The sequence below is a fragment of the Mesorhizobium sp. M0088 genome (assembly GCF_040322895.1).
Classification (GTDB): domain Bacteria; phylum Pseudomonadota; class Alphaproteobacteria; order Rhizobiales; family Rhizobiaceae; genus Mesorhizobium.
On record NZ_JAMYUI010000004.1, the window covers coordinates 240,576 to 252,386 of the forward strand.

Annotated in this window: 11 protein-coding genes and 1 riboswitch; of the genes, 5 read left to right on the plus strand and 6 right to left on the minus strand. The window is 63.8% G+C overall.

The features are described from left to right. Positions 1-57 precede the first annotated feature (57 nt). Both NKJ67_RS07005 and NKJ67_RS07010 read right to left on the minus strand, forming a co-directional pair. Entirely contained in the window at positions 58-522 is a 465-nt protein-coding gene (locus tag NKJ67_RS07005; RefSeq protein WP_352580929.1) for a DUF2231 domain-containing protein, read from the minus strand. A 151-nt stretch (positions 523-673) separates the two neighbouring features. After that, a complete protein-coding gene (locus tag NKJ67_RS07010; protein ID WP_127267134.1) occupies positions 674-1,579 on the minus strand; it encodes a DMT family transporter in 906 nt (301 codons plus the stop codon). 208 nt (positions 1,580-1,787) lie between these two features. Between NKJ67_RS07010 and NKJ67_RS07015 the strand changes: the two genes are divergently transcribed. Both NKJ67_RS07015 and NKJ67_RS07020 read left to right on the plus strand, forming a co-directional pair. Next, positions 1,788-3,086 (plus strand): adenylosuccinate synthase, encoded by a 1,299-nt coding sequence (locus NKJ67_RS07015; RefSeq protein ID WP_127267133.1) that lies wholly within the window; start codon positions 1,788-1,790, stop codon positions 3,084-3,086. Between the two features lie 75 nt (positions 3,087-3,161). Further along, positions 3,162-4,787 carry a hypothetical protein gene (locus NKJ67_RS07020; protein ID WP_352580896.1) on the plus strand — a complete coding sequence of 542 codons (1,626 nt, stop codon included), beginning with the start codon at positions 3,162-3,164 and terminating at the stop codon, positions 4,785-4,787. A gap of 11 nt (positions 4,788-4,798) precedes the next feature. Here NKJ67_RS07020 and NKJ67_RS07025 read toward each other — a convergent pair whose 3' ends face one another. The 4 genes from NKJ67_RS07025 to NKJ67_RS07040 are packed head-to-tail and all read right to left on the minus strand — an operon-like array spanning position 4,799 to position 7,865. Continuing rightward, entirely contained in the window at positions 4,799-5,098 is a 300-nt protein-coding gene (locus NKJ67_RS07025) for a CcdB family protein (protein ID WP_127327637.1), read from the minus strand. Continuing rightward, complete coding sequence (locus NKJ67_RS07030; protein WP_127270148.1) at positions 5,098-5,340, minus strand: type II toxin-antitoxin system CcdA family antitoxin; 243 nt, start codon at positions 5,338-5,340, stop codon at positions 5,098-5,100. The genes NKJ67_RS07025 and NKJ67_RS07030 overlap by 1 nt, the downstream gene beginning before the upstream one ends. 58 nt (positions 5,341-5,398) lie before the next feature. Further along, positions 5,399-7,219: an ABC-F family ATP-binding cassette domain-containing protein gene (locus NKJ67_RS07035; RefSeq protein ID WP_127380673.1), complete on the minus strand. Its 1,821-nt coding sequence runs from the start codon at positions 7,217-7,219 to the stop codon at positions 5,399-5,401. Position 7,220: 1 nt separating this feature from the next. Then, positions 7,221-7,865 (minus strand): thiamine diphosphokinase, encoded by a 645-nt coding sequence (locus tag NKJ67_RS07040; protein ID WP_352580897.1) that lies wholly within the window; start codon positions 7,863-7,865, stop codon positions 7,221-7,223. A gap of 87 nt (positions 7,866-7,952) precedes the next feature. Next, a riboswitch (TPP riboswitch) is annotated at positions 7,953-8,067 on the plus strand. A 43-nt stretch (positions 8,068-8,110) separates the two neighbouring features. Here NKJ67_RS07040 and thiB point away from each other — a divergent pair. The 3 genes from thiB (at position 8,111) to thiQ (ending at position 11,761) form a co-directional block, all read left to right on the plus strand. Beyond that, positions 8,111-9,109 (plus strand): thiamine ABC transporter substrate binding subunit, encoded by a 999-nt coding sequence (gene thiB, locus NKJ67_RS07045; RefSeq protein WP_352580898.1) that lies wholly within the window; start codon positions 8,111-8,113, stop codon positions 9,107-9,109. Positions 9,110-9,360: 251 nt separating this feature from the next. Then, a complete protein-coding gene (thiP, locus tag NKJ67_RS07050; RefSeq protein WP_127270156.1) occupies positions 9,361-10,986 on the plus strand; it encodes a thiamine/thiamine pyrophosphate ABC transporter permease in 1,626 nt (541 codons plus the stop codon). Next, positions 10,979-11,761 carry a thiamine ABC transporter ATP-binding protein gene (gene thiQ / locus NKJ67_RS07055; protein ID WP_352580899.1) on the plus strand — a complete coding sequence of 261 codons (783 nt, stop codon included), beginning with the start codon at positions 10,979-10,981 and terminating at the stop codon, positions 11,759-11,761. The genes thiP and thiQ overlap by 8 nt, the downstream gene beginning before the upstream one ends. The last annotated feature ends 50 nt before the right edge of the window (positions 11,762-11,811 follow it).

The following is an 11,811-nucleotide window of genomic DNA, read 5'->3' on the forward strand; positions in this document are numbered from 1 at the left end:
TCGAGGACAGGCGGTTGCCGACCCCCTCGCTGATGCCGGCCGCCGCGGCAGCCGGTTTCAGGTCAACTCGTCCGAGCGTTCGGAGACACCCACGCGATGTCGGTAGACCAGTTCCCAGCCCTTCCAGCCCGTAAACAGCAGGATGAGAACCACGATCATCGATAGGACGATGCCGGTTGGCATCACGGCCGCCGCTCCCCCGGCATACCGCGAGTACCAGTTGTAAAGCTCGATCAACACGACGAGTACATTGCCGCCGGCATGGAGCCATGCCGTCGTGAGATTGCGGATCTGAACATCGCCGAGAACATCCGTCAGGCCGGCAAGCGCAGCCAGGGCAGCCATGATCAGGCCTGCGCCGAGAAGCCAAAGCGACCCGGTGACCCATCCGGGATCGGCTGTTCGCCAGAAGATAAGATCGCAAACGAAGGTGCCGACAAAAAAGGCAATCGGAAACGGAATCAGCATGGGATGGATAGGGTGACCGGCAATGCTTGCCGTGCTGCGAGGGTTCGGGCTCATCATGTCGCCTCCCTGCCGTTCAAACTCCGCTGGAGGTGAAATGTTCCAAGTGAGGACGCGGCAGGGTTTATGCCGCTGTTTCCGGGCCATTGGCTAGATCCATGCTGTTCGCGTGAATCGCTGCAACGGGGAGAGCGTCAGCCGCCACATGTCATCTGCGGTGGTCCGCCACCGCCATCTTGCGCCCGCTGTATTCGGCAAGCCCGATGCCGCCCAGCACGAGCACCAAAGCCAGTGCCTGATAGAGGTGGAACGTCTCGCCGACGATCAGCACCGACAGCAGCGTGCCGAAGATCGGCACCAGATTGATGAACAGGCCGGCGCGGTTGGCGCCGATCAGTTCGTTGCCTCTGATGTAGAAGATCTGCGAAACGACGGAGGCGCCGATCGCCGTATAGACGATGACGGTCCAGCCGCGCGCATCGGGCATGATGACCTTGCCGGCGACGACCTCCCACAGGAAGAACGGCAGCGAAGTGACGAGTGCCGCAACCGACAGGGCCAGCATCAGGCTCTGCCAGTGCATGACCGGCTTCAGCCGCAGCCCGACCGAATAACCGCTGTAGAGAAACACGGCGACCAGCATGATGGCATCGCCGAAATTGAGTTCCAGCGTCAACAGCCGGCGCGGGTCGCCATGGCAGGCGGTGAGGATCACGCCGGCGATGGTCAGCACGACGCCGACAATCTGCGCCCAGTTCACACGCAGGCGGAAGAAGACGAAATTGGCAGTCATGATCAGGATCGGCATCGCCGCCTGTTCGATCGAGACATTGATCGCTGTCGTGTAGTTGAGCGCCGTGTAGAAGATGGTGTTGAACAGGGTGAAGCCGCTGGCGCCAAGGGCGACCAGCACGAACCAGTGCTTGCGGACGACCGGCCAGTCCTTCTGGATGGTCTTCCAGCCGATGGGCAGCATGATCGCCACGGCCAGCACCCAGCGCAGGAAGACCAGCGTCATCGGCGAAACGTGATCGACCGCCAGCTTGCCGGCCACCGAATTTCCGCCCCAGAGCAAGGTGGTGAGCAGCAGGAATATGTAGGCGCTTCGATGCATCGCGGGATTCCAGTCGCCGGAGCTGCGGTGTTTGCCGGCCTATTGCCCTCGCTCGCCCAAGTAAATGATGTCAAAGCCGAAAATTGTTGTGCCTCAGGGCATTTTCGACGGCAAAGAAAGGTCGCGCTCGCGAGGTCTTGACGTTATAGAGGCCTGTCGTTTCGAACCATATTCAAGCCGCTTGGCGGCGTCTCAAGGGAAAAGAAACATGGCCAATGTGGTGGTCGTCGGCTCGCAGTGGGGTGACGAAGGCAAGGGCAAGATCGTCGACTGGCTGTCGGAGCGGGCCGATGTCGTGGTGCGTTTCCAGGGCGGCCACAATGCCGGCCATACGCTGGTCGTCGACGGCAAGGTTTACAAGCTGTCGTTGCTTCCGTCGGGCGTCGTGCGCCAGGGCAAGCTGTCCATCATCGGCAATGGCGTCGTGTTCGACCCGCATGCTTTCGTCGCCGAGGTGGCCAAGCTCAAGGCGCAAGGTGTCGAAGTCGCACCGGATCGCCTGAAAATAGCCGAAAACACAGCGCTTATCCTGTCCCTGCATCGGGAGCTGGACGGATTCCGTGAGGACGCCGCATCCAATTCCGGGACGAAGATTGGCACGACCCGTCGTGGCATCGGCCCCGCCTATGAGGACAAGGTGGGCCGGCGCGCGGTCAGGGTGATGGACTTGGCGGATTTGGAAACACTGCCCGTGAAGGTCGACAGGCTGCTGACGCACCACAATGCGCTGCGTCGGGGGCTTGGCCATGCGGAAGTCACGCATGACGCGATCATGCAGGAATTGACCTCGGTCGCCGACGACATCCTGCCCTATATGGACCGGGTCTGGAAGATCCTCGACGACAAGCGCCGGGCTGGCGAGCGTATCCTGTTCGAGGGCGCGCAGGGCACGCTGCTTGACATAGACCACGGCACCTATCCGTTCGTGACCTCGTCGAACACGGTTGCCGGACAGGCTGCCGCCGGCTCCGGCGTCGGCCCAGGCGCCATCGGCTATGTGCTCGGCATCACCAAAGCCTATACGACACGCGTCGGCGAGGGTCCGTTCCCGACCGAGCAGAAGAACGAAGTCGGCGAATTCCTCGGCACGCGCGGCCATGAATTCGGCGTCGTCACCGGCCGCAAGCGCCGCTGCGGCTGGTTCGACGCGGTGCTGGTACGCCAGGCCGTCGCTGTCAACGGCATCAAGGGCATCGCGCTGACCAAGCTCGACGTGCTTGACGGGCTGGACGAGATCAAGGTCTGCACAGGTTATCGTCTCGACGGCGAGATGATCGATTATCTGCCGGCCAGCCAGGGCGCGCAGGCACGTGTCGAACCGGTCTACGAGACGCTCGAGGGCTGGAAAGGCACCACTGCCGGCGCGCGCAGCTGGAACGATCTGCCGGCCCAGGCCGTCAAGTATGTCCGCTACATCGAGGAGCTCATCGGTGCCCCGGTAGCACTCCTTTCCACCAGCCCGGAACGCGACGACACGATACTTGTGACCGATCCGTTTCAAGACTAGTTTCTGAAGCCTTTCCGGGCATCGCGGCCGATTTGCGGGGGCCGGCGCGGAAACAAAATACAGGTCGACTGAAGCATGGCAGATTACGTTGCTATTCTGAAAAAGGCGCTCGGCAAGCATGGCGACGAGACGCCGGAAAAGCGTACGCGCATCTATGCCAGCGTTCGCACCATGCTGGCGAAGAAGCTTGAGGAATATTCGCCGCCGCCGGCCGCCGAAGCCATAGCCACGCAGATGCGTTCGCTGGAAGACGCGATCGCGAGTGTCGAGCGGGACTATGCCAAGAGCCTGCCGGAGACCGATCCGCTGGCGGAGCTGGAACACATCTTTTCGTCGATCGATCGCAACAAGAATCAGCCGAGCCATACACGGCAGCCGGCCAAGGCTGAATCGGCCTGGCCCGCACCGCCCGCTGCAAAGCCTGAATCTTATCAGCCCGCGCCACCACCTGCCGCCAAGGTCGAGCCGAGCTGGCAAAGGGCGACGCCGGCGCCTTCCCAGCCGGCTCGCGCCGACACGCCTCTTCCAGGTATGGATGCCGACGAGGCGGAGGACGAGGCAGATGTCTTTTCCAGCGACGAAGAGCCGGTGTCGGACACCTTCCAGCGCCTGCGTCCCGCCGAGCGCAAGCGCAGCTATGGTGGGCTGATCGCGGCCGTCGTCGCTCTTCTGGTCGTAGCCGGCGGCGGCTACGGAATCTGGCTGAACAAGGATGCCTTCGGCAAAATGCTTGGGCTTGGCGGCAATCAGGTCGCCAAGACCGAGCCGGTGAAACCAGCGCCTGCCAAGCCGGCAACCGATGCCGCGGCAACGCCTCCGGCGCCCGCGGCTGGCGGCACGGAGGCCGAAAGCACGAAATTCACGCAGCGGCTGACGCCGCAGGGCAGTGAAGTCGACCCGGGTCCGGCCGGTGGCCAAAGCGGCATCGGCGAAGGCGAATCGGTCGCCGCGCTGACCACGCCGCCCTCGGCGACGAACGCACCGGCGATTTCCGCTCCGGCCGCAGGCACGCCTGCCGCGGCAGCGCCCCCCGCTACAGGTGCCGCCCCCGCAACGCCGCCTGCCAACGGAGCTGCCCCGGCAGCGCCGCCCGATGCTGCCGGCACGCCGCCCGCAACGGCAGCTGCGCCTGCGGAAACCGCTCTGCCTGTCGGCCAGAAGGCGATCTTCTACGAGGAGCGCACCAGCACCGCCCAGGGCTCCGCCGAGCCCGGCAATATCGTCTGGTCGCTGGTGCAGGAATCGCCCGGTGGCGACCTGCCGCCGGAGCCGGCGATCCGTGCCGAGGCCACCATTCCCGGCAAGGACATCCAGTTGCGCATGACCATCCGCCGCAACACCGATCAGACACTGCCGGCCAGCCATATCATCGAGATGATCTTCCTGACGCCCGACGGTTTCGAGGGCGGCGGTGTCGACAACATCCTGCGCGTCGCCATGAAGGGTTCGGAACAGGATGCCGGCAGCCCGTTGATCGGCATTCCGGCGAAGATCGCCGACGGCTTCTTCCTCGTCGCGCTCAACGATACCAAGGCCGACGAAGACGCCAACATGACCCTGCTTCGCGGCCAGGACTGGATCGACGTACCTGTCGTCTACAAGACCGGACGGCGGGCACTGCTGACCATGGAAAAGGGCATTCCCGGCGAGAAGGTGTTCGACGAGGCGATCAAGGCCTGGCAGGCCAAGACGGCTGGCTGAGAAGGAGCAGTTCAGAAGCCTTGGAACAGCATGTCGAGCGCGGAGACAATCTCGTCATGGTGCCTGGAAAGGCTTCCCTCTGGATCCGGCAATTCCGAGGCAGAGAAGGCTGACATAAACTGGGTGACCATCACATGATCTTTGCCATTTATGGCGAAGGTCGGGTTTAATCGGCGACCAGGAACCGGGGCTATCTTGGGCGGCATCAGCGGAATGATGATCCTGGTGCTTAGTCCTTCAAGAAGGTCTGATTGCACGTCGAGAAGATAACCGCCGCCCGCGGCATTCCTATAGAAATCGTAACGCGCCATCAGAACGGCCGGTGTTTGGCCAGTGGCAGTCCGTTGCGTCTGACATACTCATTGGAGCTGTCGATGGCTTCCTTATTTTCTTCCTGCCATCGGCGCGTTTTTTCTGCCGAGATTGCTTTTGCAATGCCCTCTTCGGCGGCGCGTGAGATATTGATGCCCAAAGCTTTCGCATCACTGATCAACCGAGAGTCGATGGACGTATTCACAGATTGTCGCTGAGGTTTTGACGTCGATTGAAGCATAAAGATCGCCTCCTTTTATGCGCATAATCTAGGCGCATAAAAGCCCCCACGCAATCCTTCACCCTTCCATTTCCTCGCGCAACATCTCCAGCTCCAGCCATTCTTCCTCGAGCGCCGCCAGCGTAGCGCGCTCCTTGTCGAGGGCGGCGATCGTCTTTTGGAACGAGGCCGGGTCGCGCTCGTAATAGGCCGGATCGGCGATGTTGTTCTCCAGCCTTGAAATCGAAGCCGTCACAGCCTCGATTTTTTTGGGCAGCGATTCCAGCGCGAATTTCTGCTTGAACGACAGTTTCTTCGCTGGCCCCTTTGGCGCGGCCGCTTCACTCTTGGCCGTCACTGGCGCTTCGCCGTTTTCGGCCTTCGCGCGCGCCTTGCGGTCGTCCAGCCTGGTGCCGCCGCGCTGCGCCAGCATGTCGGAGTAGCCGCCGGCATATTCGATCCAGCGGCCGTCACCATCCGGTGCGATCAGGCTGGTCACGGTGCGGTCGAGGAAATCGCGGTCGTGGCTGACCAGGATGACGGTGCCGGCAAAGCCAGCGACCAGTTCCTGCAGCAGTTCCAGCGTCTCCATATCGAGATCGTTGGTCGGCTCGTCGAGCACCAGAAGGTTTGCCGGCCGCGCCAGCACGCGCGCCAGCAAGAGCCGTGCCCGCTCGCCGCCGGACAATTCGCGCACCGGGGTGCGTGCCTGCTCCGGCTTGAACAGGAAATCCTTCATGTAGGAGACGACGTGGCGCTGCTCGCCATTGATGACGAGGTTCTCGCCGCGCCCGTCGGTGAGATATTGCGCCAGCGTCTCCTGCGGGTCGACCGCCTCGCGCTTCTGGTCGAGCGTGGCGATCTCCAGATTGGTGCCGAGCCGCACCGAACCGGCGTCCGGCTTCATCTCGCCGGTCAGCATCTTCAAGAGCGTCGTCTTGCCGGCGCCGTTCGGCCCGACCAGGCCGACGCGATCGCCGCGCTGGATGCGGGTCGAAAACCCCTTGACCACGGTGAGATCGCCAAAGCTCTTCTCGATGTTCTTCGCCTCGATCACCAGCTTGCCGGACTCGGCGGCGTCGCTCGCCACCATGGTCGCCGACCCTTCGGCACCGCGATGGCCGCGAAAACGCTGGCGCATGGTCTGCAACTCGCCGAGCCGGCGCATGTTTCGCTTGCGCCTCGCCGTCACGCCGTAGCGCAGCCAATGCTCTTCGCGAACGATCTGGCGGCCGAGTTTATGCTGCTCGCGCTCTTCTTCCTCCAGGACCAGGTCGCGCCATTCCTCGAAATGGCCAAAGCCCTTGTCCAGCCTGCGGGTCTGGCCGCGATCGAGCCAGATGGTGGCGCGCGACACACGTTCGAGAAAGCGGCGGTCGTGCGAGATGACGATCAGTGCCGAGGAGGTGCGGATGAGTTCTTCTTCCAGCCATTCGATGACCGAGAGGTCGAGATGGTTGGTCGGCTCATCGAGCAGCAGGATGTCTGGCTCCGGCGCCATGACGCGGGCAAGGGCAGCACGCCTCGCCTCGCCGCCCGACAGATCGTTGGGACGTTCCTCACCCGACAGTCCGAGATGCTCCATCAGATAGCTGGCGCGGTAGGGATCGTCGGCAGGGCCAAGCCCGGCCTCGACATAGGCGCGGACAGTGGCAAAGCCCTCCATGTCGGGCATCTGCGGCAAATAGCGGACAGTTGCCGAAGGCTGGCGGAACACCTCGCCGTCCTGCGGCTCGATCAGGCCAGCGGCGATCTTCAGCAGGGTCGACTTGCCCGACCCGTTGCGGCCGACCAGTGCGATCTTGTCGCCGGCCGAAGCCGTCAAGGCGGCGCCGTCGAGCAGCGGCGTGCCGCCGAAGGTCAGTTTTATCCCGTCGAGGTTGAGAAGAGGCGGGGCCATGTCAGCTTTCAGGTAAGGGATAGGGATGAGCGAGCAGCATCGCGCGGCCATGGCCGAGCGCGATTTCGAGGCGGCCCTTGATCTCGTTGGAAATGGTCAGCGACGAACCGAAGGCCACCTTGACGTGGTTCAGCGGCCATTTGGCGCCGGTGACGGTCAGGCCGGCGAGTTCGGAAAAGCCGAGCACCGAAAATAGTGTGCCATCGGCATAGTCGAAGCCGGCCATTCCACGCAGCAGGGGAATGCCTTCCTGGGCGCCGCTGGTCAGGAGCACATCGGTCCCTGCTTCGGCCAGGCGCAAGGCAAGCGCCAGATGCAGGAAAGCGTGGTCGGCGCGCTTGCCGCCGAAAGCACCGGCGAGCACCAGCCGGGTCGCGCCGCGCTCGAGTGCTGCGGCGATGGCAAGTTCGCCATCGGTCTGGTCCTTTTCCGCCGGGAAGGTCCGGCGCGGCACGGAAGCGAGATCGTCCGGCAGGTTCGCCGGCACGGAATCGAAATCACCCACCCACAGCTCCGGCACGAGGCCCAGCAACTGCGCATGGCCTATGCCGGCGTCGGCGGCGATGACGCGGGAGCCTTCGGCCTGGCGGTCGAGCCGTGGCGTGCGGATGAGATCGCCGCCAAGCAGGATGGTGAATGTGCTCATATCGTGTGGCCCTTACCAGCCCGGCACGGGAAACGGAAGGCGGCAAACTCCCACTTGCGTGGCGGATCGGCCCGGCCTATGTGTCGAAACGCTCTAACGGGGTGCCGGACGCGATCTTCGCGGACCGGCTGAGAGGCAGTCTCGCCAACCCGCTGAACCTGATCCGGTTTGTACCGGCGGAGGGATTAGACGTTTCGGACAGTCCGACGCCTCAATTCCTTTCAATTCGAACGAAGGAGGCGCCGATGCGCACGCTTTTATACGCTCTTGTTTCAGCAACGGTCGTGGCCTTGTCCGGACCGGCCTTGGCCAAGGACAAGCTCACCGTCTACACCTATGAGAGCTTTACCGCCGACTGGGGCCCGGGTCCCGTGGTGAAGAAGGAGTTCGAGGCCGGATGCGGCTGCGATGTCGAGTTCGTCTCGGTCGCCGACGGCGTCGCGCTGCTCAACCGCGTCAGATTGGAAGGCGCATCGACCAAGGCCGATATCGTGCTTGGCCTCGACACCAATCTCACCGCCGATGCCAAGGCGTCAGGCTTGTTCGCGCCGCATGGCGGCGTAACTGATGTCAACGTGCCGGGTGGCTGGAGCGACGATACTTTTGTCCCCTTTGATTACGGCTATTTCGCTGTCGTTTACGACACCGAGAAGCTGAAGAACCCGCCGAAAAGCCTGAAAGAGCTGGTCGAAGGCAGTGCCGACGACAAGATCGTCATCCAGGATCCACGCACCTCGACGCCGGGCCTCGGCCTGCTTCTGTGGGTCAAGTCGGTTTATGGCGACAAGGCGCCGGAGGCCTGGGCCAAGCTCAAGCCGAAGGTGCTGACCGTGACGCCGGGCTGGAGCGAGGCCTATGGGCTGTTCACCAAGGGCGAGGCGCCGATGGTGCTGTCCTACACGACGTCGCCAGCCTATCACATGATCGCCGAGAACACCGGGCGCTACCAGGCGGCCTCCTTCGAGGAGGGCGAGTATCTGCAGATCGAGGTGGCGGGTATCACCACGACGGGAGCCAAGAATCCGCTGGCGGCCAAGTTTATGGCCTTCATGACCGGGCCTAAATTCCAGGATGCCATTCCCGAGACCAACTGGATGTTCCCGGCCGGCAAGACCGACAAGCCGCTCAATCCGGCCTTTGATAAACTGGTCAAGCCGACCAAGACCTTGCTGTTCAGCCCGCAAGAGGTCGCTGCCAATCGCAAGGCCTGGGTCGATGAATGGCTTGCGGTGATGAGCAAGTAGGGCGCGAGCCGCGTCGCATGTTTGCGCCAAGCCGCCCCCCTCTGGCCTGCCGGCCATCTCCCCCTCAGGGGGGGATATCGGCAGCTTTATCGCCTCTCTTAGTCCTGCCACTCTTGAGAATAGCGAAGGCGGCTGAGTGCGCAATCTCCCCCCTTGAGGGGGAGATGTCCGGTAGGACAGAGGGGGGTGGGCTCGGCCTTCGCCAGATATTCCCCTCGATCAATACCCGTCGCAGGGTTGGATAGCGCGAGATGCGTACGCGCCATCCAGCCGATCCCCGCGTCAGCGCCGGCATTGTCGCGCTTGCCGCGATCGCGCTGCTGATCGGCGGCGCGTTTGCCGGCCTGCTTTTCGAGGGCGCCCATGATTTCTCGGGCGCCTGGGCAGCCTTCGATCCCTATCTGCTTCGCGTCATTCGCTTCACGCTCTGGCAAGCGGCGCTCTCGACGCTGCTTTCGGCCATCCCGGCGCTGTTCGTGGCGCGGGCTCTGTCGCGACATCCACGTTTCTTCGGCCGCGCCTTCATCCTGCAGATCTTCGCCGTGCCGTTGGCGCTGCCGGCTATTGTCGCAGCGCTCGGCATTCTGGCGCTTTATGGCCGTGCCGGCTATTTCGCCGGCGTGCTTGCCCTGATCGGCGGCGGAAGCTGGCCGGGTATCTATGGCCTGTCCGGCATCCTCGTCGCCCATGTCTTCTTCAACCTGCCGCTGGCGACGCGGCTGTTCCTCGAGGCGCTGCAGACCATACCGGCCGACCAATGGCGGTTGGCGAGCCAACTCGGCATGGCGGCGCGGCCGGCGTTCCGGCTGATCGAATGGCCAACGCTGCGCGCCGCACTGCCCGGCGTCGCCGGGCTTGTGTTCATGCTCTGCATCACATCCTTCACGATCGTGCTGACGCTCGGCGGCGGGCCGGCCGCGACGACGCTGGAGGTCGGCATCTACCAGGCGCTGCGCTTTGATTTCGATCCCGCGCGGGCCGTTACACTGACGCTGTTGCAGATTGCCCTGACCTTTATCGTTGTGCTGGCCCTGACGCGCCTGGGCGCCAATGTGGTCGGCGACACCAATTTGCCGGTCGCGCAACGTCGGTATCTCTCAGTCCATCGGAGCGAGACCTGGTTGAACGCGCTACTCATCATCCTGGCGCTGCTGTTCGTCGTTGGGCCGATGGCGGCAACCGTGATGGCCGGGTTGGGTGCGGATCTCGGCCGGTTGGCCGGTGAGGCCACTGTCCGGCAGGCAACGCTGACCAGCGTGGTGCTGGCCTTCCTGTCGGCACTGCTCTCGGTGATGCTGTCGCTGGCGCTGACCATGGCGCGGCGGGCACTGGCGCTGAACCGCCGTGCCGGCGCAAAGACACTGCTCGAACACGCTGCCGATACAGGCGCCGGCTTTGTCCTTGTCGTGCCGCCGATCGTCGTCGGCGCCGGCTGGTTCCTGTTGCTGCGCCATGCCGGCGATGTCTTTGCCATCGCCCCGGTCATGGTCGTCACCGTCAACGCGGTGATGGCGATGCCATTCGCCCTGCGCGCCGTGCGTCCCGCCTATGATGCGGCGAGCGAGCGTCACGAACGGCTCTGCGCACAGCTCGGCATTGCGGGCTGGAACCGGCTGATGCTGGTCGACTGGCCGTCGCTGCGGCGCCCGCTCGCCACGGCCTTCGCTTTCGCCATGGCGCTGTCGCTGGGCGATCTCGGTGTCATTGCCCTGTTCGGCAGTGATTCCGTGCAGACATTGCCCTACCTTCTTCTGGCACGGATGGGCAGCTACCGCACCGAGGATGCCGCCGGCCTGGCACTGCTGCTCGGCCTCGTCTGTCTCGCGTTGATCGTGGCGGCGCACTGGCTGGGAAGGGAGAAGGTCCGCGATGCGTGAGAGGGCGGCCAGCAGGGTCGAGAAGGGCGCGCCGGTGCGGCTGGACAAGGTGTCGTTCAGTTATGGTGAGGTGCCACTTGTCTTCGACGTCGAGTTCGCCACGGCGAAGATCACCGCCATCATGGGTCCGAGCGGTTCGGGCAAGTCGACGCTGCTCAATCTGGTCGCCGGCTTCGAGACCCCACAATCGGGCCGCGTGCTGATCGGCGGGGCCGATGTCAGCGCCGAGCCGGCCTCGACGCGGCCGGTGTCGATGGTGTTCCAGGAGAACAATCTCTTCGCGCATCTTTCCGTCGAGCAGAATGTCGGGCTCGGCCGCTCGCCCTCCCTGGGACTGACCGAGGCGGACCGCGCCGCGGTCGCCGAGGCGCTTGCGCGCACCGGTCTCGCGGGCAAGGAGAAACGCCTGCCGCGCGAGCTCTCCGGGGGCGAACGCCAGCGCGTCGCACTGGCCCGCGTGCTGGTGCGCGACCGACCGGTGTTGCTGCTCGACGAGCCCTTCGCTTCGCTCGGACCCGCTTTGCGCGACGAGATGCTGGATCTGGTTGCTGCCGTTCATGCCGAACGCGCCATGACGGTGCTATTTGTCACCCACCAGCCCGAGGATGCACGCCGCATCGGCGAGCACATGGTGTTTGTCGACAATGGGTTGGTGGCCGCAACCGGCAAGGCTGATGATTTCTTTACCGGGGCTGGTCCGGAGGCGTTCCGGCGCTATATCGGCGCGGGTGCTGGATATTCCACATCACGCGATGTTGCCCGGAAGCGGACATAATTTACGGTCAAACCGGCTCCAGGCGATGTGGCGTTTGCTTGCCATGACCG

What these genes read in the sequence shown, in the direction of transcription:
- NKJ67_RS07005 (WP_352580929.1), bottom strand. Translation starts at nt 522, where the DNA reads ATGAGCCCGAACCCTCGCAGCACGGCAAGCATTGCCGGTCACCCTATC.
- NKJ67_RS07010 (WP_127267134.1), bottom strand. Translation starts at nt 1,579, where the DNA reads ATGCATCGAAGCGCCTACATATTCCTGCTGCTCACCACCTTGCTCTGG.
- NKJ67_RS07015 (WP_127267133.1), top strand. Translation starts at nt 1,788, where the DNA reads ATGGCCAATGTGGTGGTCGTCGGCTCGCAGTGGGGTGACGAAGGCAAG.
- NKJ67_RS07020 (WP_352580896.1), top strand. Translation starts at nt 3,162, where the DNA reads ATGGCAGATTACGTTGCTATTCTGAAAAAGGCGCTCGGCAAGCATGGC.
- NKJ67_RS07025 (WP_127327637.1), bottom strand. Translation starts at nt 5,098, where the DNA reads ATGGCGCGTTACGATTTCTATAGGAATGCCGCGGGCGGCGGTTATCTT.
- NKJ67_RS07030 (WP_127270148.1), bottom strand. Translation starts at nt 5,340, where the DNA reads ATGCTTCAATCGACGTCAAAACCTCAGCGACAATCTGTGAATACGTCC.
- NKJ67_RS07035 (WP_127380673.1), bottom strand. Translation starts at nt 7,219, where the DNA reads ATGGCCCCGCCTCTTCTCAACCTCGACGGGATAAAACTGACCTTCGGC.
- NKJ67_RS07040 (WP_352580897.1), bottom strand. Translation starts at nt 7,865, where the DNA reads ATGAGCACATTCACCATCCTGCTTGGCGGCGATCTCATCCGCACGCCA.
- thiB (WP_352580898.1), top strand. Translation starts at nt 8,111, where the DNA reads ATGCGCACGCTTTTATACGCTCTTGTTTCAGCAACGGTCGTGGCCTTG.
- thiP (WP_127270156.1), top strand. Translation starts at nt 9,361, where the DNA reads ATGCGTACGCGCCATCCAGCCGATCCCCGCGTCAGCGCCGGCATTGTC.
- thiQ (WP_352580899.1), top strand. Translation starts at nt 10,979, where the DNA reads ATGCGTGAGAGGGCGGCCAGCAGGGTCGAGAAGGGCGCGCCGGTGCGG.